The sequence below is a fragment of the Corynebacterium faecium genome (genome assembly GCF_027257105.1).
Classification (GTDB): Bacteria; Actinomycetota; Actinomycetes; order Mycobacteriales; family Mycobacteriaceae; genus Corynebacterium; species Corynebacterium lehmanniae.
The window spans coordinates 254346-277228 of record NZ_JAPYJX010000001.1 but is presented as its reverse complement, the minus strand read 5'-3'; the positions used below and the strand labels follow the sequence as shown (position 1 = coordinate 277228).

The following is a 22883-nucleotide window of genomic DNA, read 5'->3' as shown; positions in this document are numbered from 1 at the left end:
CCAACGTAAGTAGTGGAGAACTAACAACATGTCTGAGAACCAGATCAAGGGCATTCTGGGCAAGAAGCTCGGCATGACCCAGATCTTCGACGAGGACAACCGTGTTATCCCGGTTACCGTCGTCGAAGCTGGGCCGTGCGTGGTCACCCAGATCCGTACCCCTGAGACCGATGGCTACTCCGCCATCCAGATCGCCTACGGCGACATCGATCCCCGTAAGGCAAAGAAGCCGCAGGCCGGCCACTTCAAGAAGGCCGGCGTGAACCCGCGCCGTTTCGTCGCCGAGATCCGCATGGAGGACACCTCGGGCTACGAGCTCGGCCAGGAATTCAACGCAACCATCTTCGAGGGCGACACCTACGTGGACGTTGCCGGCACCACCAAGGGCCACGGCTACGCCGGCGCCATGAAGCGCCACGGCTTTGCCGGCCAGGGTGCCGCACACGGTAACCAGGCTGCGCACCGCCGCGTGGGCTCCATCGGCGCCTGCGCAACCCCGGGCCGCGTGTTCAAGGGCACGCGCATGGCAGGCCGCATGGGCGGTAACCGCGTTACCACCCAGAACCTGAAGATCCAACGCATCGACGGCGACAACAACCTCATCCTGATCAAGGGCGCCATCCCGGGCGCAAAGGGTTCCGTTGTCACCGTCAAGACCGCAGTGAAGGGCGGTGCTCACGCATGACGAACCTGACGCTTGACGTCCACACCGCTGACGGAGCCACCAAGGGCTCTGTCGATCTCCCGGCCGAGTTCTTCGACCGCGAGGCTTCCGTGGCGCTGATGCACCAGGTTGTGAACGCACAGCTTGCTGCAGCTCGCCAGGGCACCCACGCGACGAAGACCCGCGGCATGGTTTCCGGCGGCGGCAAGAAGCCGTTCCGCCAGAAGGGCACCGGCCGCGCACGCCAGGGTTCCACCCGTGCGCCGCACTTCACCGGCGGTGGCACCGTGCACGGTCCGCAGCCGCGTTCCTACGCGCAGCGCACCCCGAAGAAGATGATCAAGGCTGCCCTCGCAGGCGCTTTGACTAACCGCGCACAGAACGAGCGCATCCACATCGTGGAGGACCTGGTTCCGGGCCAGACCCCGTCGACCAAGTCCGCCCGCGCTTTCATCGAGCGCCTCACGGACCGCAAGTCGGTTCTGCTGGTGATCGGCCGTGATGACGTGAACTCCCGCCTTTCCGCAAGGAACCTGCCGGGCGTTCACATCATTGAGCCGACCCAGCTGAACGCATACGACGTACTCAACGCTGACGATGTCGTGTTCTCGGTCGAGGCGCTGCACACCTTCGTCAACCGCGGCAAGGAGCTCGCTACCGCCGCTGCGGAGGAGGAGAAGTAAATGGCTAAGATCGCGAACCCGCGCGACATCATCATCGCGCCCGTGCTCTCCGAGAAGAGCTACGGCCTGATGGAGCAGAACACCTACACGTTCTTCGTCGCTCCGTCGGCCAACAAGACCCAGATCAAGATTGCCGTGGAGCAGATCTTCGGCGTCGACGTCGCATCGGTGAACACCGCTAACCGCGAGGGCAAGCGCAAGCGCTCCCGCACCGGCTACGGCCAGCGCAAGGACACCAAGCGCGCCTACGTCACGCTCCGCGAGGGCAGCGACTCCATCGACATCTTCGGAGGTGCGACGGCCTAACGGCTATCGCACAGCGAAGAGGACGATAGAAAAGGAACCATTATGGCTATTCGCAAGTACAAGCCGACAACTCCGGGTCGCCGTGCCAGCTCCGTTTCCGCGTTCGAGGAGATCACTCGCTCGACCCCGGAAAAGTCGTTGCTGCGCCCGCTCCCGAAGAAGGGTGGCCGTAACTCTCACGGCCACATCACCACCCGTCACCGCGGCGGCGGCCACAAGCGCCGTTACCGCGTGATCGACTTCCGCCGCTCCGACAAGGACGGCGTGCTGGCAAAGGTCGCTCACATCGAGTACGACCCGAACCGCACCGCAAATATTGCGCTGCTGCACTACTACGACGGCGAGAAGCGATACATCATCGCTCCGAAGGGCCTGACCCAGGGCACCGTCGTCGAGGCTGGTCCGAACGCCGACATCAAGGTCGGCAACAACCTGCCGCTGCGCAACATCCCGACCGGTACGACCATCCACGCTGTGGAGCTCAAGCCGGGCGCTGGTGCCAAGCTCGCCCGCTCCGCCGGTGCGTCCATCCAGCTGCTGGGTAAGGAAGGCAACTACGCAGTCCTGCGTATGCCGTCTTCCGAGATCCGTCGCGTGGACATCCGCTGCCGCGCCACCATCGGTGAAGTCGGCAACGCCGACCAGATCAACATCCGCTGGGGCAAGGCCGGCCGCATGCGCTGGAAGGGCTGGCGCCCGACCGTGCGTGGTGTGGTCATGAACCCGGTCGACCACCCGCACGGTGGTGGCGAGGGCAAGACCTCGGGTGGCCGCCACCCGGTGTCGCCGTGGGGCCAGAAGGAAGGCCGCACCCGCAACCCGAACCGTTATTCCAACAACATGATCGTGCGGCGCCGCCGCTCGAAGAAGCGCTAAGAGGAGGTAAACAGACATGCCACGTAGCCTGAAGAAAGGCCCGTTCGTCGACGAGCACCTCCTCAACAAGGTGGACGCTCAGAACGAGGCTGGCACCAAGCAGGTCATCAAGACCTGGTCGCGCCGTTCGACCATTCTCCCCGATTTCATCGGTCACACCTTCGCCGTCCACGACGGCCGCAAGCACGTGCCGGTGTTCGTCGACGAGTCCATGGTCGGCCACAAGCTCGGCGAGTTTGCACCGACCAAGACCTTCAAGGGTCACGTCAAGGAACAGAAGGGACGTCGATAAGCAATGGCTGACACCATCACCACTGCATCCGCGACGGCCAAGTTTGTCCGCGTCTCGCCGATGAAGGCCCGCCGCGTGCTGGCACTCGTCCGCGGCAAGGACGTTGCCGAGGCCCTCGCGATCCTGAAGTACGCACCGCAGGGTGCTGCCAAGGACGTTGCGAAGGTTGTCGCCTCCGCAGCGGCCAACGCTGAGAACAACTTCGGCCTGGACCCGCGCACGCTCGTCATCTCCGAGTGCTACGCAAACGAGGGCCCGACCATGCGCCGCTACCAGCCGCGCGCCCAGGGCCGCGCCTTCCAGATCCGGAAGCGCACCTCCCACATCACCGTTGTTGTCGAGTCCAAGGAAGGGGCCAAGTAATGGGCCAGAAGATTCACCCGCACGGCCTGCGCCTGGGTATCACTTCCGACTGGAAGTCCCACTGGTACGCCGACAAGAACTACGCTGACTACGTTGCGGAGGACATCAAGGTCCGCGAGTACCTCGAGAAGAACCTCGAGCGCGCCGGCATCTCCGACATCGTCATCGAGCGCACCCGCGACCGCGTGCGTGTGGACATCCACACCGCTCGTCCGGGCATCGTCATCGGCCGTCGCGGCGCAGAGGCAGACCGCATCCGCCGCGAGCTGGAGAAGCTCACCGGCAAGATGGTCGCGCTGAACATCATCGAGGTCAAGAACATCGATGCCGACGCAACCCTGGTTGCACAGTCCATCGCTGAGCAGCTGGTCAACCGTGTCGCGTTCCGTCGCGCCATGCGTAAGGCCATCCAGTCCGCGATGCGCAACCCGCAGGTCAAGGGCATCAAGGTTATGACGTCCGGCCGTCTCGGCGGCGCGGAAATGTCCCGTGTCGAGCGCTACCACGAGGGTCGCGTTCCGCTGCACACCCTGCGTGCAGAGATCGATTACGGCACGGCAGAAGCACACACCACCTTTGGCGTCATCGGCGTCAAGGTGTGGATCTACAAGGGCGACGTCGTGGGCGGTGTCCGCGAGTCCGAGCTCAACGCTCCGAAGAACGAGCGCGGTGGCCGTGGCGACCGTCGCCCGCGCCGCGGCGGCCAGCGTCGCCAGCGTGCAGAGCAGAAGAAGGAGGGCTAATTCATGCTCATCCCTAAGCGCGTGAAGTACCGCCGTCAGCACCGTCCGCACCGCACGGGCGTGTCCAAGGGCGGCAACAAGATCACCTTCGGCGACTACGGCCTGCAGGCGCTCGAGCCGGCGTACATCACCAACCGCCAGATCGAGTCCGCACGTATCGCCATCAACCGCCACGTCAAGCGTGGTGGCAAGGTGTGGATCAACATCTTCCCGGATCGCCCGTTGACCCAGAAGCCGCTCGGCGTGCGTATGGGTTCCGGTAAGGGCCCGGTGGAGAAGTGGGTGGCCAACGTCAAGCCTGGCCGCATTCTTTTCGAAATGTCCTACCCGAACGAGGAGACTGCAATCGAGGCTCTGCGCCGCGCTGGCGCGAAGCTGCCGTGCAAGGTCCGCGTGATTAAGAAGGAGGACCAGTTCTAATGGCAACCGGTACCCCCGCATCTGAGTTCCGCGAGCTCAACGACGATGAGCTGCGCACCCGTCTGACCGAGGCGAAGGAGGAGCTGTTCAACCTGCGCTTCCAGCTCGCGACCGGCCAGCTCACCAACAACCGCCGCATCTCCACCGTGAAGCGCGACATCGCTCGCATCTACACGGTGCTGCGCGAGCGCGAGCTCGGCCTGTCCGTTGTCCCGGAGTCCACGGGAGCTGAGGCATAACCATGAGTGAGGCAAACGTGACTGAGAACACCAAGGTCAAGGCAGTGCAGAAGCGTCGTCGTGGCTACGTTGTGTCCGACAAGATGGACAAGACGATCGTCGTCGAGGTTGAGGACCGCAAGTCCCACGCCCTGTACGGCAAGATCGTGCGTACCACCACCCGCGTGAAGGCACACGACGAGGAGAACACCGCCGGCATCGGCGACCTCGTCCTCATCGAGGAGACGCGTCCGCTGTCCAAGGACAAGCACTTCCGTCTCGTCGACATCATCGAGAAGGCTCGCTAAGAGCACCTAGCTTTTCGACGTCGTACCCGTCCAACCTCGTGTTGGGCGGGTTTTTCGTGTGTTTGACAACTGTTCATCTGGATTTCGGCGCTCATTTACTCGTGTTGAGTAACTTCTTCCAGGCCAAACTCTGTTTACGTTTCCCGGGAGAACTCATGCCTATCAAGGGTATGTTCCAGTCCAAGCGCTCGTCTTTGACCTGTACCTACAAGTGCGGCAACGCGTGTGCTGGCGATTGCACCAACGATTCCGACAACCCGTACTTCGGCGACCTGATGTCCCGCCGCGGCGTGCTGAAGGCATTCGGTGCTGGCACCGTGACCCTCGGCGGCGGCGCACTGCTCGCCGCCTGCGGCGTCGACGAGGATGTGGCGGAAACCACCGAATCCGCGACGGCCACCTCCACCAGCACCGAGGTCGCGAAGGCTGAGATCAAGCCGGCTGCTGGCATGCGTTTCGACGGCGTGCAGCCGAACGAGAAGGACGAGGTTGTCGTCCCGGCGGGCTACGACACCTCTGTGCTGATCGCCTGGGGCGACCCGGTGTACGAGGACGCGCCTGAGTTCGACCCGAACAACCAGACCGCCGCAGCTGCAGCCCGCCAGTTCGGCTTCAACAACGACTTCGCCGGCCTGATGGAGCACCCGACCGACAAGAACCGCATGCTCTACGTCTGCTCCCACGAGTACTCCACTGAACCGCAGATGCTGCCGAACTACGATCCGGAGAACCCGACGGACGAGCAGATCAATATCGGCATTGCCAGCCACGGCCACACCGTCCTCGAGGTGTCCAAGGACCCCAAGACCGGTGAGCTCAAGCGCGAGTTCGGCCCGCTGAACCGCCGCATCACCGGCGAGACCGAGTTCAAGATCGTCGGGCCGGCTGCCGGCCACGACCTGCTCAAGACCTCCGCCGATCCGACCGGCACCACGGTCTTCGGCACCTTCAACAACTGCTCCGGCGGTGTGACCCCGTGGGGCACCTTCCTTTCTGGCGAGGAGAACATCGACCAGTACTGGGCCAACGCCGCCGCCGTCACCGGTGAGCGCCCGGCCGCGGACGTGAAGCGCTTCGGCGTGTCCGAGGACGCGTCGCAGCGCAAGTGGGAGCGCCTGCACGACCGCTTCGACCTGGCGAAGGAGCCGAACGAGTTCAACCGCTTCGGCTACCTGGTTGAGATCAACCCGTACGATCCGGAGTCCGTCCCGGTCAAGCACACCGCCCTGGGCCGTTTCAAGCACGAGGCCGGCAACGTCCACGTCACCGAGGACGGCACCGTGGTGTGCTACTCCGGCGACGACGCGCGCTTCGAGTACATCTACAAGTTCGTCTCCTCCAAGAAGGTCAAGGAGGGCGACGTCGCCCACAACATGACCATCCTCGACGAGGGCACCCTCTACGTCGCCAACCTCGAAGGCAACTCCGAGGCCGGCGAGATCACCGGCGACGGCGACCTGCCCAAGGACGGCGACTTTGACGGCACCGGCAAGTGGATCCCGCTGCTGACCGCCCATGCCGACGGCACCGCCGAGTCCCACGTGGACGGCTTCACCGGCGAAGAGGTGGCCATCTACACCCGCCTCGCCGCAGACGAGGTCGGCGCCACGAAGATGGACCGCCCGGAGGACTTCGAGGTCAACCCGGTCAACGGCAAGCTCTACGTCGCGCTGACCAACAACAGCTACCGCGGCGCCACCGGCGAGAACGCCAAGAAGAGCAAGGAAGACGTCACCGAGTACGCGCCGATCCGCGAGAACAAGAACGGCCTGGTCATGGAGATCGAGGACGACTACGCAGGCACCGAGTTCAAGTGGAACCTGCTGCTCGTCTGCGGCGACCCGAACGCCGCGTCGACCTACTTCGGCGGCTTCCCCAAGGAGCAAGTGTCCCCGATTTCCTGCCCGGACAACGTCGCGTTCGACTCCCACGGCAACCTGTGGATCTCCACCGACGGCAACGCGCTCGGCACTAACGACGGCCTGTACGCCGTGGGCCTCGAGGGTGAGAACCGCGGCCAGGTGCTGTGCTTCCTCACCGTGCCGTACGCCGCTGAGACCTGCGGCCCGATCGTCACCGACGAGCTGGTCCTGGTCAACGTCCAGCACCCAGGCGAGGAGGACGACGCCACCTTTGAAAAGCCCGCGTCCCACTGGCCAGACGGCGGCAACTCCGTTCCGCGCCCGGCTGTGGCACAGGTGTTCCGCACCGACGGCCAGAAGATCGGCATGGAGAAGGCCTAAACGCTAGGTGCCGTTTGCTCGAACCCGCCGCTGTCCACACTCGTGGCCCGTGGCGGGTTTTCCACTTTCTACAGACAACTAAACTGGAGTAAAATTTTTCCCCATGTGTGGAATCGTTGGATACGTAGGCGCCGGCACCGCTGAGCGCGACGCGAAAAATGTCATTGTCGAGGGACTGCGCCGCCTCGAATACCGCGGATACGACTCCGCCGGTGTCGCGGTTGCCAACAACGGCGTCATCGAGTGCCGCAAGAAGGCCGGCAAAGTTGCAGACCTGGAAGCCGAAATCTCGGACAACCCCATTGCGGCTTCCAAGCTCGGCATCGGGCACACCCGCTGGGCAACCCACGGCGGCCCGACCGACGCGAACGCCCACCCGCACGTCGTCGGCGACGGCCGCATGGCTGTGGTCCACAACGGCATCATCGAGAACTTTTCGGCGTTGAAGGCGGAGCTCGTCGATAAGGGCTACCGCTTCGTCTCCGAGACCGACACCGAGGTCGCTGGCACCCTGCTGCTGGACATCTACGACAAGGAAGCAGACGGCGACCTCACCCGCGCGATGCAGCTGACCGCGCAGCGCCTCGAAGGCGCCTTCACCCTGCTGGCGATCCACGCAGACCACCCGGACCGCATCGTCGCAGCGCGCTGGAACTCCCCGCTGGTCATCGGCGTCGGCGAGAACGAAAACTTCCTCAGCTCCGACGTCGCTGGCTTCATCGAATTCACCCGCGACGCCGTGGAGATGGACAACGGCCAGATTGTCACCCTGACCGCCGAGGGCTACGAGGTCTGCGACTTCGACGGCAACCCCGCCGAAGCCAAGCCGTTCACCGTCGAATGGGACGTCACCGCCGCGGAAAAGGGCGGCTTCAACTCCTTCATGGAAAAGGAGATCCACGACCAGCCCACCGCCGTCCGCGACACCCTCTACGGACGCTTCGACGAACAGGGCAAGCTCATCCTCGACGAGCTGCGCATCGACGAATCCGTGCTGCGCTCCATCAACAAAATCATCATCGTCGCCTGCGGCACCGCCTCCTACGCGGGCCAGGTAGCGCGCTACGCCATCGAGCACTGGTGCCGCATCCCGACGGAGGTGGAGCTCGCCCACGAGTTCCGCTACCGCGACCCGATCGTCAACGAACGCACCCTCGTGGTGGCCGTGTCCCAGTCCGGCGAAACCATGGACACGCTTATGGCCGTGCGCCACGCCCGCGAGCAGGGCGCGAAGGTGATCGCGATCTGCAACACCGTCGGCTCCTCCATCCCGCGCGAGGCGGACGCGTCGCTGTACACCTACGCCGGCCCGGAGATCGCCGTGGCGTCGACGAAGGCGTTCATCTCCCAGATCGTGGCCGCCTACCTGCTCGCCCTGTACCTGGCACAGGTGCGCGGCAACAAGTACGCCGACGAGATCCGCCAGATCGTGGACGAGCTGCAGGAAATGCCGGACAAGATCCAGCAGGTGCTGGACAACGAAGGCCAGGTCAAGCAGCTGGGCCAGGACATGTCGGACGCGAAGTCCGTGCTGTTCCTAGGCCGCCACGTCGGCTTCCCAGTCGCTCTCGAAGGCGCGCTGAAGCTCAAGGAGGTGGCCTACCTGCACTCCGAGGGCTTCGCCGCTGGCGAGCTCAAGCATGGCCCGATCGCGCTCGTGGAGGAAGGCCAGCCGGTGTTCATCATCGTGCCGTCCAAGCGCTCCCGCAATAACCTGCACGCCAAGGTCGTCTCCAACATCCAGGAGGTCCGCGCCCGCGGTGCGGTGACCATCGTGATCGCGGAAGACGGCGACACGGACGTGGAGGCATACGCAGACCACATCATCCGCATCCCGCAGTCCGCCGGCCTGATGCAGCCGCTGTTGTCCACCATCCCGCTGCAGATCTTCGCCTCCTCCGTGGCGGAGGCCCGCGGCCTGAACGTGGACCAGCCGCGCAACCTGGCTAAGTCCGTGACGGTGGAGTAGGGGAACTTCGGGCGTTTATAGCGCCGGGCTCTCGGGCGGTTTCGTCCCTGCCCGGTGCCTTCTTTTGTGCCGGTTTCGCGGATTGTCTAGCAGTGTGTAGGAGAGTGCTAGACGATCACGCACCGGGTGTTGCGTTTGCCCAGGTGATGTTGGAAAAAGTTGTCGTTAGCAGCGTGATCGTATAGCAGCGGTGGTGAGCCGCTAGACGATCCGCCGATCGGGCCCGAGTTAGCGAGAAGCGGGAGACCACGCCGCTCCGGGATTTGCGCGACGGAACTCCATCATCCGGTGGAAGACCTCAGCTGCACCAGCTCTTTGGCCTTGCGTCTTGCTGAGCGAGCCACTGCCGTCGGGAAGATCTGTCGGGGCGAATACGCCGGGGCGCAGTACCTGCGCGAGAAACGAGGGGTCGGCAGTTGCGGCGCCAACGTATCGGGCAGCGTGCGCCTCGGTGGCGTCGATACGCGTCCAGTCCACCGCCCACCCTGCGGCGCGCAGCATCTGATCGAAGAAGTACCGCTGTGTGCGGGAGTTGCCGTCGCGGAACGGGTGCACGATTGTGAGCTCGCTCCAGTGATCTGCGACGGTCCGCACCGCAGACTCGATGTCAGAAGATGACGGCGGCATCTTCGCGATGCGGCCCATGACCCGGTCAAGCTCAGTGTCGACGTACTGCGCCCGGCACATGGCCATTCCCATTGCGCCGACCTCCTCGGCGCGGATCTCGCCCGCCCACGGGTAGATGTCTTGCATCAGGTAGCGGTGGGTGCGCAGGAGTGATTCGCGGGTGAACTCGGTGAGGGTTTCGCAGAGCTCGAGCTTGAATAGGCGACGAGCAGCCAACTCACCTGCAATGACTTCTAATTTGGCGGCATTGTCAATGCCGAAATAGTTGTCCGGTGCGGCGCCGGACTTCTCGGCCATTTACGCCGCGCCCGCGATACGTCGGCGAAGCTCTGCCGCGCGGGATGAATTTCCGAGGCCATTCCTTTCGAGGTACTCCAGCACTGCCTCGTCGTCGGAAATCTCACCGCGGATGATTTTGCGGCCGGCGGCTTCTGCTTCGGCTGATAGGGGTTGCCCCGCCATGACCATGGAAGCGTTCACGGCGGCAACCTTTTGGTCTTCACTGCGCGGGTCGGTCATGGTGCAGCATTTTACCTGTTCAGGAGTAGAAGCGGAACCCTGCGGATCTGCTAGTTCCGCTTTGGACGGCACTAGCAGATCAACTGTCCAAGTTTTTGTTTATGCAGTTGATGTTGAAAGGCGTTGTTGGTAAGAGCGTGATCTGCTAGCTACCTGGAAGAGGGCGGGGCGGGGAACTAGCAGATCCGCGCGCCGGGGGTGAGAAGACGGTGCCAGACCGGAACCCCACAGACCCGCGCAGATCCGCGCCTACGCCAGCTCGTGCAAGTACGGGGTGTCGGCGCCAGTGCGGGAAACGGTGATGGCGGCGGCGCGGGCGGCGAAGTCCAGGATCTCGCGCCACTCGTCCGCGCCCAGCGCCAACAGCGCGGAACGGTCGAGGCCGCGGGCGTCGAACTGGTGCACCAGCGCGGCCATGATGGTGTCGCCGGCGCCGATGGTGTCCGCGACCTCCACAGTGGGGGCCTGCACTTCGCAAACACCGAACGGTGCACGGACACGGATGCCTTCGCCGCCGAGGGTGGTCACCACGACGGGCACGTGTGAGGTGTCGCCAAGGAATTCGACTTCCTCGTCGGAAAGCTTCAGCACCGTGACCGATTCGAGCAAGCCACGCAGGAACAGGCGGTGTTTCTCGGAGGAAAACGCGGGCCGTAGGTTGGGATCCAGGCACACGATCGCGCCGTTGTCGGCGCTGACTCGCGCGGCCTCTGCGTAGCGCAGCGAGCCGGGTTCCAGGGCCAGGGACAACGTGCCGAACACTGCGTAGCCGCTCTCCACCGGCACCGGTTGGGCGAGCCGGTCCGCGGTGCCGTTGACGTAGAAGGTGTAGGAGGCGGAGCCGTCGTCACGCAATGCGGTCACTGCGAGGGTGGTGGGCTCGCTGCCGCTGGGGCATTTCGAGAGGTCGACGCCTTCGTCGATGAGTGATTGCCGCAGCGCCGCGCCATACGCGTCGGAGGAGAGGCGCGATTGGAACGCCACAGGAGAGCCGAAGCGCCCGAGCGCGCGGGCCACGTTGAACGGGCCGCCGCCGAGCGCCGGGGTGAGCGGCGCGAGCGGGCCGGGGGCGGACGGCACGAGGTCGACCAGGGCTTCGCCGTACACGGTGATCATGCGTCATAGAATAAACACATGTCGTACCGGCCGAAACACCACCTCACCGCGCCTCAGGGCAGGCTCAACGACCCTAACGGGATGATGTTGCTCGGCGATGAGCTGCATGTGTTCTACCAGCACGACCCGTCCTTTCCCGCCCAGCCCAAACGCACCGGCTGGGGGCATGCGGTGACCACGCTGGGCTCGGGCGTGTGGCGGCACTTCCCGGACGCGCTCTACCCGGGCGTGTCGTACGACGAAAACGGCTGCTACTCCGGCTCGGGCGTGGTGCACGACGGCCAGATCCGCCTGTTTTACACCGGCAACGTCAAGCGCGACGGGAAGCGGCTGACCAGCCAGAACATCGTGGACGTGGGCGACATCGAAGGCCCCATGGGCGGAACCTACCGCCGCCGCGGCACCAATCCCGCGATCGATGGCCCCGCGGACGGCTACACCGCGCACTACCGCGACCCGCACGTCACCCAGGCGCTGGACGGCACGTGGCGGATGGTGCTGGGGGCCCAGCGCGAAAACGGCACCGGCGCAGCTGTGCTCTACACCTCCGACGACCTGGACAGGTGGCAATTCGCCGGCGAGATCGAGTTCGCGGGCCTGAACTACAACGTCGCCTCGGCCTACATGTGGGAGTGCCCGAACCTGCTGCGCATGCGGGATCAGGCCACGGGCGAGACGCGCGACGTGTTCGTGTTTTGCCCGCAGTTTCCGGATTCGGACGAGTGCGGGTACGTCGTCGGCAAGCTTGAAGGCCTGCGGTTCGAAGTTGAGCGGGATTTCACGCCGCTGGATTACGGCTCGGAGTTCTACGCGCCGCAGCTCATCAGCGACAACGACGGCGGCGCGCTCATGCTCGGCTGGATGGGGCTGCCCGCGCGCGACGACACCCCCAGCTTCCCCGCGGAGGGGTGGGTGCATCAGCTCACGCTGGTCAGGGAGCTTTCGCTTATCGACGGCCACCTGGCCACCGCCCTGCAGATTCCGGACGCACACGACATGCTGCTCGAGCGGGTAGCGCTGGGGGACGCGCCCTGGGCAGCGGACCTCGTCGCAGAGGAGGAGCACACGTGCGCCACCGTGACCTGGAGGCCGGACGGCACAGGGCGCGGAACAGTGTTGGTTGACGTGGCAGGACGCATCCGGTGGGCCGAGTGCGCCGCGGGTGAGCTGGTGCTTACTGCGGACGGCGCGGCGGTGGAGTGCACCGCGGGCGACGGGGAAGTCGCGTTTTCTTTTGCCGTCTTTGCTCCCGGTGGGGCGCAGTGGTCGGCGCTGACACCTCAATAGGAAGGAACAACTGTGCAACATAGGGACGTGGCCAGCCGAGTGCTGGCCGCCGTGGGCGGCGAGGACAACATCGTCGGCGCGGCGCACTGCGCCACGCGCCTGCGGATGGTGCTGAAGGATTCATCGCTGGCGGACACCGCCGCGCTGGAAAACGACCCAGACCTCAAGGGCGTGTTCGAAACCGGCGGGATGTACCAGATCATTGTCGGCCCTGGCGACGTGGACAGGGTGTTTGCGGCGATGGACGCGATGACGTCGAGAAGCATTGCGGTCTCCACCGAGGAGTTGAAAAGCGTGGCGGCGGACCAGGGCAACTGGTTCACCCGCTTTATCAAGGTGTTTTCCGACATCTTCGTGCCGCTGATTCCGATCCTGGTCGGCGGCGGCCTGCTCATGGCGCTGAACAACGTGCTCACCGCAGAGGGGCTGTTCGGCGACGAATCCCTGGTGGGGATGTTCCCGCAGATCCAGGGGCTGACCGAGATCATCAACGTGCTGTCGTCCGCGCCGTTCGCCTTCCTGCCGGTGCTGGTGGGCTTCTCCGCGACGAAGCGCTTCGGCGGCAACGAGTACTTAGGCGCCGGCATGGGCATGGCGATGGTGCACCCGGCGCTGGTCAACGGCTACGACGTGGCCACGTCCATGGCGGACGGCACCATGCCGTACTGGGACCTGTTCGGCTTCCCGGTGGCGCAGGGCGGCTACCAGGGCGCGGTGCTTCCGGTGCTGGTGGTCGCGTGGATCCTTGCCACGATTGAGAAGTGGTTCCACCGCCGTCTGAAGGGCACCGCTGACTTCTTGATCACCCCGCTGGCCACGCTGTTGATCACCGGGTTCATCACGTTCATCGCGGTCGGCCCGTTCGTGCGCTGGCTGGGCGACCTGCTCATTCACGGCCTGGCCAGCCTGTACGACCTCGGCGGCCCGGTCGGCGGGTTCCTGTTCGGCCTGGTGTACTCGCCGATCGTGATCACTGGCCTGCACCAGTCCTTCCCGCCGATCGAGCTGGAGCTGTTCAACACGGGCGGCTCGTTTATCTTCCCCACGGCATCCATGGCCAACATCGCGCAGGGCGCGGTGGCGCTGGCCGTGTACTTCCTGGCGCGCAACGCCAAGCTCAAGGGCCTGGCGGGGTCCTCGGGCGTCTCGGCGGTCTTCGGCATCACCGAGCCGGCGATCTTCGGCGTGAACCTGCGTCTGCGCTGGCCGTTCTACATCGGCATGGGCGCGGCGGCCATTGGTGCGATGCTCATTGCGCTTTTCGACGTCAAGGCCACCGCCCTCGGTGCCGCCGGCTTCATCGGAGTTGTGTCCATGCGCCCCGGCGATATGCCCACGTTCCTGGCGCTGGCAGCCGTCACGTTCGTCATCGCGTTCGCGGCCGCGTACGGTTACGGCCTCTACCTGGTGCGCAAGCAGGGAACCATCGACCCGGACGCCCCGGAGGATTCGCGGGCCGACGCGGCCGCGGCGGCGACGCTGCGCGAGGCATCGGCGGACGCGCTGCCGATCGCGGCCCCGCTCACCGGCGAGGCGCTGCCGCTTGCGGACGTCTCCGACCCGATGTTCGCCCAGGCCAAACTCGGCGAGGGCGTGGGGATCCGCCCGTCGGTGGGGGAGCTGCGCTCACCCCTCGACGGCAAAGTGGTGGTCACCTTCCCCTCCGCCCACGCTTACGCGGTGCGCGGCACCGGCTCCGATGGCAAGCCTGTGGACGTGCTCATGCACATCGGCTTCGACACCGTCAACCTCAAGGGCGAGCACTTCACTCCGCAGGTGAAAAAGGGCGACGAGGTGCGCGCGGGCGATCTGCTAGCCACCTTCGACATCGAGGGCATCGAGGCCGCTGGCTACGAGGTAACCACCCCGGTAGTGGTGTCCAACATGAAGAAGGTCGGCGAGGTCCTGCCGGGCCTGCTGCTGCCCGGCAGCGTCAGCGCCGGCGACAAGCTGTTCTCCGTGGAGCCGAAGCCGGCTGCGGCCGAGGCTCAGACCCCGCCGGCCAGCCGGTAGAGGCGGTGGAAGTGGTGCACGGGGCCGTTCCCGCGGCCGACGTGGAGTTCGTCGGCGTGGGCGATGGCCTCGTGGAGCCACTCGGAGGCCCAGGTAACGGCGTCAGTGGCGCTGCCGAGTGCCATGCGTGTTGCCAGCGCGGAGGATAGGGAGCAGCCGGTGCCGTGGGTGTTTTTCGTCGCTACGCGGGCAACTTCGGCGACGTGGGTGGTGCCGTCGGGGGCAACGAGCGCGTTGGAGGCACGCTCGCCGCTGAGGTGGCCGCCTTTGACTAGGACCTGCACGTCTGCCTCGCGGGCGTAGCGCTCTCCCAGCTCCACCGCCGCCTCGAAGGATTCCGGCTCGGGCTGGCCGGTGAGCACCGCCAGCTCCGGCAGGTTCGGGGTGACCACCGTGGCGTGGTCGCGGACTAGCTGGCGCAGGGCCTCCTCCGCGTCGGCGGACAGCAGGCGGTCGCCGGAGGTTGCCACCATCACCGGGTCCACCACCACGACCGGCACCGGGTGGGCGGCGAGGTAGTCGGCCACGGTGCGGGTGGTTTCAACGTCGCCGAGCATGCCGATCTTCACGGCGTCGACTTCGATGTCGTCGAACACCGCGTCGAGCTGCGCGCGCAGAAACGACTGCGGGGGAGTGTGGATCTCTCGCACACCCTGGGTGTTTTGGGCCACCAGCGCGGTGGTCACGCACATGCCGTAGCCGCCGGCGGCTGCGATGGATTTCAGGTCGGCCTGGATGCCGGCGCCGCCGGTGGGGTCGGTGCCGGCGATGGAAAAGACTCTGGGAATTCGTGCCATATTCGCCGACCGTACCGGGAAACTACCCCGCGGCCACGGCGATGCGCTCGGCGAAGCGGGAGTAGTCTTCCCGGATGGCCAGCAGCGGCTCCACCACCGCGGTCTGGGAGACCTCGGCGACCTGTTTCTGCACCGCCGAGCGGGTGCGCCGCTTCACCCCGGAGCCGAGCATCCCGCCGAACACCGCGGAGATCAGGCCGATGACCAGGCCGGTGAGCAGCCCCGCCATGATCAGCAGCGTCGGGATCGGCCAGCCTTCCACGTCGGGGACGAGGTCGCCGCCGAGTAGGGGAGTGAGCACACCCGGCACAAACGCGACCAGCAGGTACCACAGCACACCCACCAGGGCGGCGAGCAGCGCCAGCCACTGGATCACGGTGAGCAGCGACCAGCCCTTGGACGGCTCTGCGGGCAGCGTGGTGCGGGCCACGGCGCGGTCCAGCTCCGCGGGCAGGCCGGCGGAGACCTCCTCGGCGCGGTCAGCCACGGCGGCGGACCACTCGTGCGGCAGCCCGTCGGCGACGGCGCCCGCGTAGTCGCGCACGCCCCGGTTGGCCACGGCCTTCGACGCGGCGTCGAGCTCCGGCATGGAGCTGCGGTGCACCCCGATCTCGTCGGATGCTTCGCGCAGTCCCAGCCGGCGCAGCGGGTCGGGTTTGAAGCGGGTGATCCAGGAGGTCAGCAGCCACCCGGTGCGCTCGCGCAGCCGCTTGCGGTAAGCCGCGGCGGTGGTCTCCGCGATGCGGTCCGCGCCGGCGGCTTGCGCCAGTACGGCGTCCATGTCGCGCTTCGCATTCTTTGCGACGCCTCCGGCGCCCCTCACCCCGGCATACCCCTCGGCGACCGAGCGGATGTCCGCCTCGATGCGGGCGGTCTGCGCCGTGTGCGCCTTGGCCACCTTCGCGATCGCGGCGCGCAGGTCGTCGATGCCGTCGCCCGTCAGGGTGGAGGTGGGGACGACCTGGACGTTGGTGAGGCCGTCGTCACGCAAAAGCCCCGCGTACGAGTCCGCGACGGTGCCGACATCTCCCGCGGCGAGCAGATCGGACTTGTTCAGCACCGCCAACGTCACGGCCGAGTGGTTGGCGTGCGGGCGGATGAACTGGTCGTGGATGACGGAATCCGCGTACTTTTCCGGATCGGAGACCCACACCAGCACGTCCACCTGGCCGGCAAGGCGCTCCGCGATGGCGCGGTTAGACGCCTCCACCGAGTCGAAATCGGGCAGATCTAACAGGATCAGCGGGCCAGCGCCGCGGGCGAACTCGCCCTGGCGGGCGCGGCGGTCCTCCACGCCCAGCCAGTCCAGCAGCTCCTCGGAGCCGTCCGGCTCCCAGATGGCGGCCAGCGGCGAGGAGGTGGTGGGGCGGCGCGCGGCGGCCTTGCCCAGGTCCTCGCCAACAACAGCGTTGAACAGCGAGGTCTTGCCGGAGCCGGTGGCGCCGAAAAAGCCCACCACGGTGTGGTCGCCGGACAGCGCGCGGCGTTCCGCGCCGGCTTTCGCCACGCGCTCGAGGCCCTCGCGGTTGCCCGGCGAAAGGTACGGCGCGCCGATCTGCGCGGCCTGATCCAGCGCCTCCAGCCGCTCGGTCAGGCCAGCTTTCTTCCTAAACATTGCCGTCCCCCTTGCCAAAGTTGCCGCGCAGCTGGTCGAACAGCCCGCGCAGCGTGCCGCGCTCGAAGCTTTCCTCCACATCCTCCTGCTTCGCGGGAAGCTGCGGGGCTTCTTGCCTATCGACGAGCCCAAGGAGCCTCACGTCCACAGCGCGCTTCGCCTCCGCGGAAGCTTCCCGCATCTGCTCGGCGGTCGCGCCCTCGAGCAGCGGATCCGTCAAGACGTGGTAGCGGTCGCGCTCCGCGGCGAACAGCTCGCCCAGGCGCTGGTTTAAGTCCTCCCGGGCCTGGACGACCATGCGGCGCACGGTGTCCTCGCCGAATATCGTCTCAAGCAGTTTCTGGCCCACCACGGCGGATCCGCCCGCGATGGCCACCTCGCCGCCGGTAATGCCCGCCGTGGAGGCGAAGACCACCAGCATCAGCGCCACGGTGGCCACGTTCAGACCGAACGACATGAGGCGGGCGCGCTGGCGCTTGTCGCCGGCGGTGTCCTGGATGTGCTGCACCATGTCCTTTTGCCAGTCGCGCACCAGCTGCGCGGCCTTGTCGGAGATGTCCGCGCTGGCGCGGGCGAGCGCCGGATCCGCGTCCGCGCGCAGCTCCGGGGCCACCGAACCGGTGTGGGACCACGCGCGCGACGCGGCGGTCTCGGCCGCGTCTACGATCACGGCATGCAGGCCGGACTCGATCTCGGTCTCCACCTCGCGCAGCGGCGCGGGCTGGCCGGTGAAGAAGCTGCCCACCTTGTCCACGGCGCTGGAGAACCAGCGCTCGAAACCACGGAACACATCCGAGGTGCCGACGACGTCCTGCCAACGGTCCATCACCTCCGAGCGCAGCAACTTGCCGTCGGAGGTGGCGTCGATGACATGGCGGTTCGCGGCGGTGTAGAACTCGTGGATCGACTCGTCCAGCTGGTTGGCGAAGTTTTCCTGGCGCTCGCGGCGGCCCACCAGGGCATCCACGCGGGTAAGCGCCGATTCCACCGCACCCGCGACGGTCTTGCCGGCCACATCGCGCCGGGCGGCGGTGTCGTCCGCGAGCGTGGTCAGGTACTCGCGAAGCGGTGCGACCAGCTCCTCGCCCAGGAACTCGCCGGACTGCTCGCCACCAAGGTCCGCCACAAACGGGACGGTAAATACGGTGGCCTTGGAAAGTCCCGCGTCGTTCATCATGCGGCGCAAGTCGTCTGGCACCGTCTCCGCGGCCTTGTCGTCGACGCGGTTGAGCACCACCACGACCTCGATGCCGCGGCCGGCGGCGTCGTTGAGGAAGTTCCACACCAGCTGGTCCGCGTAGCGCGCCGGGGTGGTGACGAAGATCCACAGGTCCGCGGCGGCGAGGAGCTGGGACGCCAGGGCCCGGTTCTGGTCGTCGATGGAGTCGAAATCGGGGGCGTCGAGAAGCGCCAAGCCCTCCGGGATGCGGGGCGTGTCCACGACACGCAGGGTGGTGGAGCGCTCGTCGCCCGCGCCGTGCGAGCGGGCCAGGCCGGGCAGCACCTGCGGGGAGTTGAACCAGTCCGCGTCGCCCGGGTTGGCCACCAGCACCGGCTGACGGGTGGTGGGGCGGATCACGCCCGGGTTAGACACCCGCTCGCGCAGCAGCGCGTTGACAATGGTGGACTTGCCGGAGCCGGTGGAGCCGCCGATGACGGCGAGCAGGGGTGCGTCGAGGTTGGCCAGGCGCGGCAGCACATAGTCGTCGAGCTGATTGACTATGGCGCGGGCTTCGGAAGCGACATCGACAGGCAGTGCCGTGTCCGCCACCGCATCGCGCACGCCGCGCACGGCCTGAAGGACATCTGGAGCCGAGTGGGAAACAGGTGTATTCACCCGTCCCATTCTGGCAGACGGCGGGGAACTAGTCCTTGTAGTCCGTCTTGGTCAGGTTGAGCCAGCCGTAGAGCCCGCCCATCATGAAGCCGCCGCCGACGAAGTTGCCCAGCCACACGACGACCCAGTTGCGGATCACGTTCCAGTTGGTGAAGCCCTCGATCACATCCGGGCCGAGCGTGAAGCCGCCCAGGCTGGTGAGGATGAAGTTCGCGATGGAGTGCTCGTAGCTCATGGTCGCAAACGACGGGATGATCAGGATGACGCCCCACAGCTTCGCGCTGTAGTCTTTGCCCGCCTGGGTTGCCAGCATGAAGGCGATGTTGACCACGACGTTGGCCAGGATTGCTTCGACAAAAAGTGTTGAACTGGACTTTTGCAGCTTGGCCACCAGCAAGTCGTGGAGGAACCCGTCCACTTCCACAAGCTGGCCCATGGTGGTGCGGGAAATCAGCCATGCGATCACCACTGCACCGATGAGATTGAAGATGGTGACGAACAGGACCAGCAACAGACCCCTGACCACAGTGTTCTTTTTGTGGATCGCGCCATAGGTCATGAACATCATGTCGCCTGTGGCGAGTTCGCCTTGCAGCACGATGATGATGTACAGCGTGGAGGCGAAGATGCCGCCGAACGCGTACTTGCCCCACCCCGGGGCGTACGTGTCCGTCAGCTGGGCAGTGGAGGCGGCGAACGCCGTCATGATCCCCAGATACACGCCCGCCAGTACTGCACGAGTGGCAAACCGGGCGGGCTCTTCGGAAAAGAGGTCAACCTTGTTCTTAATCGCCGTAGGGGCGGCTTCGTAAAAACTCACGGGTTTTAACGTACAAGAGGTAATATCTTATGGCGAAACCTGGCGATACCGCCGGGAAGCCGCTGACCTGCCGTGTTGGTGCTTGTTGCGTTTCGTGTGTCTAGATTCACAGACGCAAGTAAGGCTCCCGGACGGCGACGCCAGTGGCGCACGAAGCTGCACGCGCACGGATTTGGGGAATCGCCCAGCTCGTGGTTGAATACTCCAGTTGTCTACTGCTGGTCGGGTGCAACGCGCGTTTCCGAGCTGCGCATCCGAGACCCTTCGACCACGTGGTGGTTCGTCGATAAGCAATGGGCACCGCAAACATTGACCACGTGCGTGCAGGACGGAAATCTGGCGCACATTGATCCAGGTCAGGAGACCAACTGTGATTCAGCAAGAATCGCGTCTGAAGGTCGCCGACAACACTGGTGCACGCGAGATTCTGTGCATCAACGTTCTCGGCGGTTCTGTTCGACGCTTCGCCGGCATCGGCGACACGATCGTCGCCACCGTGAAGGAAGCTGCCCCGGGCGGCAACGTCAAGGAGGGTGAGGTCGTCAAGGCTGTCATCGTCCGCGCGAAGAAGGAAACCCGTCGTCCGGACGGCTCCTACATCTCCTTCGACGAGAACGCTGCCGTCATCATCAAGAACGACACCGAGCCGCGCGGCACCCGCATCTTCGGCCCGGTCGCTCGTGAGCTGCGCGACAAGCGCTTCATGAAGATCGTGTCTCTCGCACCGGAGGTGATCTAACTTATGAAGATCAAGAAGGGCGATATGGTCCAGGTCATCGCCGGCAAGGACAAGGGCGCTCAGGGCCGCGTCATCGAGGCGTACCCGCAGCGTGACAAGGTCCTGGTCGAGGGCGTGAACCGCATCAAGAAGCACGTCGCAAACTCCTACACCGAGCGCGGCGCCGAGTCCGGCGGCATTGTCACCCAGGAAGCCCCGATCCACGTGTCCAACGTGATGATCCTGGACTCCGACGGCAAGCCGACCCGCGTCGGCTACCGCTTCGACGAGGACGGCAAGAAGATCCGCGTAGCCAAGTCGAACGGGAAGGACATCTAATGACTGAGAGCATTCAGAACTACACCCCCCGCCTGAAGACGCGTTACCAGGACGAGATCCGCACCAAGCTGAACGACCAGTTCTCTTACGACAACGTCATGCAGATCCCGGGCCTGACCAAGATCGTCGTGAACATGGGTGTCGGCGACGCCGCCCGCGACTCCAAGGTCATCAACGGCGCGCTCGAGGACCTCACCGCGATCACCGGCCAGAAGCCGCAGCTGCGTCGCGCGAAGAAGTCCATCGCTAACTTCAAGCTCCGCGAAGGCATGCCGATCGGCGCGAAGGTCACCCTCCGCGGCGACCGCATGTGGGAGTTCCTGGACCGCCTGCTGACCGTGGCCCTGCCGCGTATTCGCGACTTCCGCGGCCTGAACGACAAGCAGTTCGACGGCAACGGCAACTACACCTTCGGCCTGTCCGAGCAGACCATGTTCTACGAGATCGACATCGACAAGATCGATCGCGTCCGCGGCATGGACATCACGCTCGTCACCACCGCCACGAACGACGACGAGGGTCGCGCCCTGCTGACGCACCTCGGCTTCCCGTTCGCCGACAAGGACGGCAAGATGAAGCGCGCATAAGCGTTCGCTTGCTTGGCTGTTTGGCGCCCCCGGTTCTTTCTGGACCGGGGGCGTTTTGCGTGTGGGGGGTAAACCAGACCTCAAGCTCAGGATGCTTGGGTTTCGCGTGCCGGTGAGCCTTTGGTGCCTCGGGCGTCTTGCCATTCGTACTTTTCGAGCGAAGGACTTCGAAAACGGCGCTAAAACGGGTAGTTTCGAAATCTTCCGTTCGAAATCTGTGCGCCAGGGTGTGCGACTGCCCGGCCGCACCTGTTATCTATTGCCGGCTTCGGGCGGGAACGCGAGGTCGAGCAGCTCTACATCGGAGAGGGTTTCCGGGTTGTGCCACAGGACGGCTTCGATCCGGCTGCCGTGGTTGTAAAGGGTGACCCAATGCTCGTAGAGGACAATTCCTGAGCGCCCATCGTCGGCCCAGGGGATGCCGAGGTCGTCGAGCTTCTCGGTGAATCTCGGCGTCGGGATGTGGAACGGGATGCCCAGGAAACTGGCGTTGTTGTGCGGGCTGATCTCGAGCTCGGTCACCACCCCGTCCTTCTCGGTCGCCCTGGCAGCGAACGCTTGCCCATCCAATGACAGGGTCGCCTGGTACCCGTTTCCGAGGAACTCGTTCCAATTCATGCGGTCGATGATGGGGGTCGGCTCGGGATTGCCCATCGCCGCCAGTACCTCGTCGAACCTCACAGGGCAGTCCGTGGTGAAGTCGACGAGTGGCTCGTACCCAGCGCGGTCCTCGGCCGGCCGGGCAGGGGAAGTGGTGCGTGCGGCTGCTGCAGCGGCTTCGGCTTCCACGTTTGCGTCGTAGATCTTCCGCACTGTCTCTATGGGACCAACAATCGACACCACTCCAGGTTCGTTTGCAACGGTGACGCTGTGCCTATCGACGTCCGCGCGTTCGATCATGGTGTCTGCTAAGCCAGTTTCGTCCTCCGCGAGCGCGGGTGGAAGGAAATCTTCGAATACGAACACGTTGCCGACGTCGTCGATCTCGGCGAAGTGGAGCGTTTCGCCGGTGACCCGGCTGCGTGCGGCAGCGAGCAGACGGATGAAGTTGAGGTAGTCATCTTTGTTGGGGGACAGTGCGACCCCCAACTGTTCCCAGTACTTCACCCTGTTCGAGGTGAGGTCCGCGACGGCGTCCAGCGCATTCATGGCGATGGTGTCCAGCGGGTTTGGGTCTTCGGGCCAGGCATCGTCAGCTGCGTGGTCGAGTTGGTCGTAGCAGGTGTCCATCCGGGCACGTGCGTCGTCGCTAAGCGAAAAGTCCCTCGTTGATTCTTCGAACTCGATGCTGTTGATGATGGCCGCGACTTCCGGCCACCTCGCCGTGCAGGAGCGGGCGAAGCCGTGGAGGAATGCCTTCGCGGTTTGTAGGGCACCGAGCGCTGAGGCAGTTGTGGATCCGGCGTGTTGGAGTGCTTCGTCGTAGAACATCGGCCGTTGACCTCCTCCTGTGAATGGAAGCTTTCTGTTTCTTCGCACTTGCGAGTTATTATGCGCTTCGTAATTTATGCAGGTGAGACGGC

24 protein-coding genes and 1 pseudogene are annotated in these 22883 nt (G+C 65.2%); 17 read left to right on the top strand and 8 right to left on the bottom strand.

Features of this window, described 5'->3' with window-relative positions; all coding sequences use genetic code 11:
* Positions 1 to 28 precede the first annotated feature (28 nt).
* The 12 genes from rplC (at position 29) to glmS (ending at position 9085) form a co-directional block, all read left to right on the top strand.
* Complete coding sequence (rplC, locus tag O5O53_RS01430; protein WP_181889792.1) at positions 29 to 685, top strand: 50S ribosomal protein L3; 657 nt, start codon at positions 29 to 31, stop codon at positions 683 to 685.
* Positions 682 to 1347, top strand: a complete 666-nt coding sequence (gene rplD / locus O5O53_RS01425) for a 50S ribosomal protein L4 (RefSeq protein WP_181889793.1) — start codon at positions 682 to 684, stop codon at positions 1345 to 1347. Before rplC ends, rplD begins: the two co-directional genes overlap by 4 nt.
* Positions 1348 to 1653, top strand: coding sequence for a 50S ribosomal protein L23 (gene rplW / locus O5O53_RS01420; RefSeq protein WP_070475003.1), 306 nt, complete (start codon positions 1348 to 1350; stop codon positions 1651 to 1653).
* A 42-nt stretch (positions 1654 to 1695) separates the two neighbouring features.
* Positions 1696 to 2529: a 50S ribosomal protein L2 gene (gene rplB, locus O5O53_RS01415; RefSeq protein WP_181889794.1), complete on the top strand. Its 834-nt coding sequence runs from the start codon at positions 1696 to 1698 to the stop codon at positions 2527 to 2529.
* 16 nt (positions 2530 to 2545) lie between these two features.
* Complete coding sequence (rpsS, locus tag O5O53_RS01410) at positions 2546 to 2821, top strand: 30S ribosomal protein S19 (protein ID WP_018017481.1); 276 nt, start codon at positions 2546 to 2548, stop codon at positions 2819 to 2821.
* Positions 2822 to 2824: 3 nt separating this feature from the next.
* Positions 2825 to 3184, top strand: a complete 360-nt coding sequence (rplV, locus tag O5O53_RS01405) for a 50S ribosomal protein L22 (RefSeq protein WP_070475001.1) — start codon at positions 2825 to 2827, stop codon at positions 3182 to 3184.
* Positions 3184 to 3927: a 30S ribosomal protein S3 gene (rpsC, locus tag O5O53_RS01400; protein WP_181889795.1), complete on the top strand. Its 744-nt coding sequence runs from the start codon at positions 3184 to 3186 to the stop codon at positions 3925 to 3927. The genes rplV and rpsC overlap by 1 nt, the downstream gene beginning before the upstream one ends.
* A 3-nt stretch (positions 3928 to 3930) precedes the next feature.
* Positions 3931 to 4347: a 50S ribosomal protein L16 gene (rplP, locus tag O5O53_RS01395; protein WP_181889796.1), complete on the top strand. Its 417-nt coding sequence runs from the start codon at positions 3931 to 3933 to the stop codon at positions 4345 to 4347.
* Positions 4347 to 4586 (top strand): 50S ribosomal protein L29, encoded by a 240-nt coding sequence (gene rpmC, locus O5O53_RS01390; protein ID WP_085956803.1) that lies wholly within the window; start codon positions 4347 to 4349, stop codon positions 4584 to 4586. Before rplP ends, rpmC begins: the two co-directional genes overlap by 1 nt.
* 2 nt (positions 4587 to 4588) lie before the next feature.
* The gene (gene rpsQ / locus O5O53_RS01385; protein WP_181889797.1) at positions 4589 to 4873 is read left to right on the top strand and encodes a 30S ribosomal protein S17; all 285 of its coding nucleotides are present in this window, start codon (positions 4589 to 4591) and stop codon (positions 4871 to 4873) included.
* Between the two features lie 155 nt (positions 4874 to 5028).
* The gene (locus tag O5O53_RS01380; RefSeq protein ID WP_269508375.1) at positions 5029 to 7116 is read left to right on the top strand and encodes a PhoX family protein; all 2088 of its coding nucleotides are present in this window, start codon (positions 5029 to 5031) and stop codon (positions 7114 to 7116) included.
* A gap of 103 nt (positions 7117 to 7219) precedes the next feature.
* Positions 7220 to 9085, top strand: a complete 1866-nt coding sequence (gene glmS, locus O5O53_RS01375) for a glutamine--fructose-6-phosphate transaminase (isomerizing) (protein ID WP_181889800.1) — start codon at positions 7220 to 7222, stop codon at positions 9083 to 9085.
* Positions 9086 to 9313: 228 nt separating this feature from the next.
* Here glmS and O5O53_RS01370 read toward each other — a convergent pair whose 3' ends face one another.
* The 3 genes from O5O53_RS01370 to O5O53_RS01360 form a co-directional block, all read right to left on the bottom strand.
* Entirely contained in the window at positions 9314 to 10009 is a 696-nt protein-coding gene (locus tag O5O53_RS01370; RefSeq protein ID WP_269508373.1) for a Fic/DOC family protein, read from the bottom strand.
* Complete coding sequence (locus tag O5O53_RS01365; RefSeq protein ID WP_269508370.1) at positions 10010 to 10231, bottom strand: antitoxin VbhA family protein; 222 nt, start codon at positions 10229 to 10231, stop codon at positions 10010 to 10012.
* Positions 10232 to 10480: 249 nt separating this feature from the next.
* Positions 10481 to 11347 carry a carbohydrate kinase family protein gene (locus O5O53_RS01360; RefSeq protein WP_269508368.1) on the bottom strand — a complete coding sequence of 289 codons (867 nt, stop codon included), beginning with the start codon at positions 11345 to 11347 and terminating at the stop codon, positions 10481 to 10483.
* An 18-nt stretch (positions 11348 to 11365) separates the two neighbouring features.
* Between O5O53_RS01360 and O5O53_RS01355 the strand changes: the two genes are divergently transcribed.
* Together O5O53_RS01355 and O5O53_RS01350 are read left to right on the top strand one after the other, a co-directional pair.
* Positions 11366 to 12634 carry a glycoside hydrolase family 32 protein gene (locus O5O53_RS01355; protein WP_269508365.1) on the top strand — a complete coding sequence of 423 codons (1269 nt, stop codon included), beginning with the start codon at positions 11366 to 11368 and terminating at the stop codon, positions 12632 to 12634.
* A gap of 12 nt (positions 12635 to 12646) precedes the next feature.
* On the top strand, positions 12647 to 14647 hold the full coding sequence (locus O5O53_RS01350; protein ID WP_269508363.1) for a sucrose-specific PTS transporter subunit IIBC: 2001 nt from the start codon (positions 12647 to 12649) through the stop codon (positions 14645 to 14647).
* On the opposite strand, the pseudogene thiD reads toward O5O53_RS01350, so the two are convergent.
* From thiD to O5O53_RS01330, 4 genes and pseudogenes are all read right to left on the bottom strand, one after another.
* Positions 14635 to 15444: pseudogene (gene thiD, locus O5O53_RS01345) on the bottom strand (bifunctional hydroxymethylpyrimidine kinase/phosphomethylpyrimidine kinase); the annotation flags it as partial. The gene O5O53_RS01350 and the pseudogene thiD sit on opposite strands and share 13 nt — an antisense overlap.
* Before the next feature lie 22 nt (positions 15445 to 15466).
* On the bottom strand, positions 15467 to 17059 hold the full coding sequence (locus O5O53_RS01340) for a GTPase (RefSeq protein WP_269508361.1): 1593 nt from the start codon (positions 17057 to 17059) through the stop codon (positions 15467 to 15469).
* Positions 17052 to 18896 carry a GTPase gene (locus O5O53_RS01335; RefSeq protein ID WP_269508358.1) on the bottom strand — a complete coding sequence of 615 codons (1845 nt, stop codon included), beginning with the start codon at positions 18894 to 18896 and terminating at the stop codon, positions 17052 to 17054. The genes O5O53_RS01340 and O5O53_RS01335 overlap by 8 nt, the downstream gene beginning before the upstream one ends.
* A 28-nt stretch (positions 18897 to 18924) precedes the next feature.
* Positions 18925 to 19716, bottom strand: a complete 792-nt coding sequence (locus tag O5O53_RS01330; protein WP_181889808.1) for a formate/nitrite transporter family protein — start codon at positions 19714 to 19716, stop codon at positions 18925 to 18927.
* A gap of 370 nt (positions 19717 to 20086) precedes the next feature.
* Here O5O53_RS01330 and rplN point away from each other — a divergent pair, with 370 nt between their 5' ends.
* The 3 genes from rplN to rplE are packed head-to-tail and all read left to right on the top strand — an operon-like array spanning position 20087 to position 21360.
* A complete protein-coding gene (gene rplN, locus O5O53_RS01325) occupies positions 20087 to 20455 on the top strand; it encodes a 50S ribosomal protein L14 (RefSeq protein ID WP_038609661.1) in 369 nt (122 codons plus the stop codon).
* A gap of 3 nt (positions 20456 to 20458) precedes the next feature.
* The gene (gene rplX, locus O5O53_RS01320) at positions 20459 to 20773 is read left to right on the top strand and encodes a 50S ribosomal protein L24 (protein ID WP_181889810.1); all 315 of its coding nucleotides are present in this window, start codon (positions 20459 to 20461) and stop codon (positions 20771 to 20773) included.
* Positions 20773 to 21360, top strand: coding sequence for a 50S ribosomal protein L5 (gene rplE, locus O5O53_RS01315; RefSeq protein ID WP_181889811.1), 588 nt, complete (start codon positions 20773 to 20775; stop codon positions 21358 to 21360). Before rplX ends, rplE begins: the two co-directional genes overlap by 1 nt.
* A gap of 252 nt (positions 21361 to 21612) precedes the next feature.
* Here the strand turns inward: rplE and O5O53_RS01310 are convergent, their stop codons facing one another.
* The gene (locus O5O53_RS01310) at positions 21613 to 22791 is read right to left on the bottom strand and encodes a hypothetical protein (protein ID WP_269508356.1); all 1179 of its coding nucleotides are present in this window, start codon (positions 22789 to 22791) and stop codon (positions 21613 to 21615) included.
* Positions 22792 to 22883: the final 92 nt, after the last annotated feature.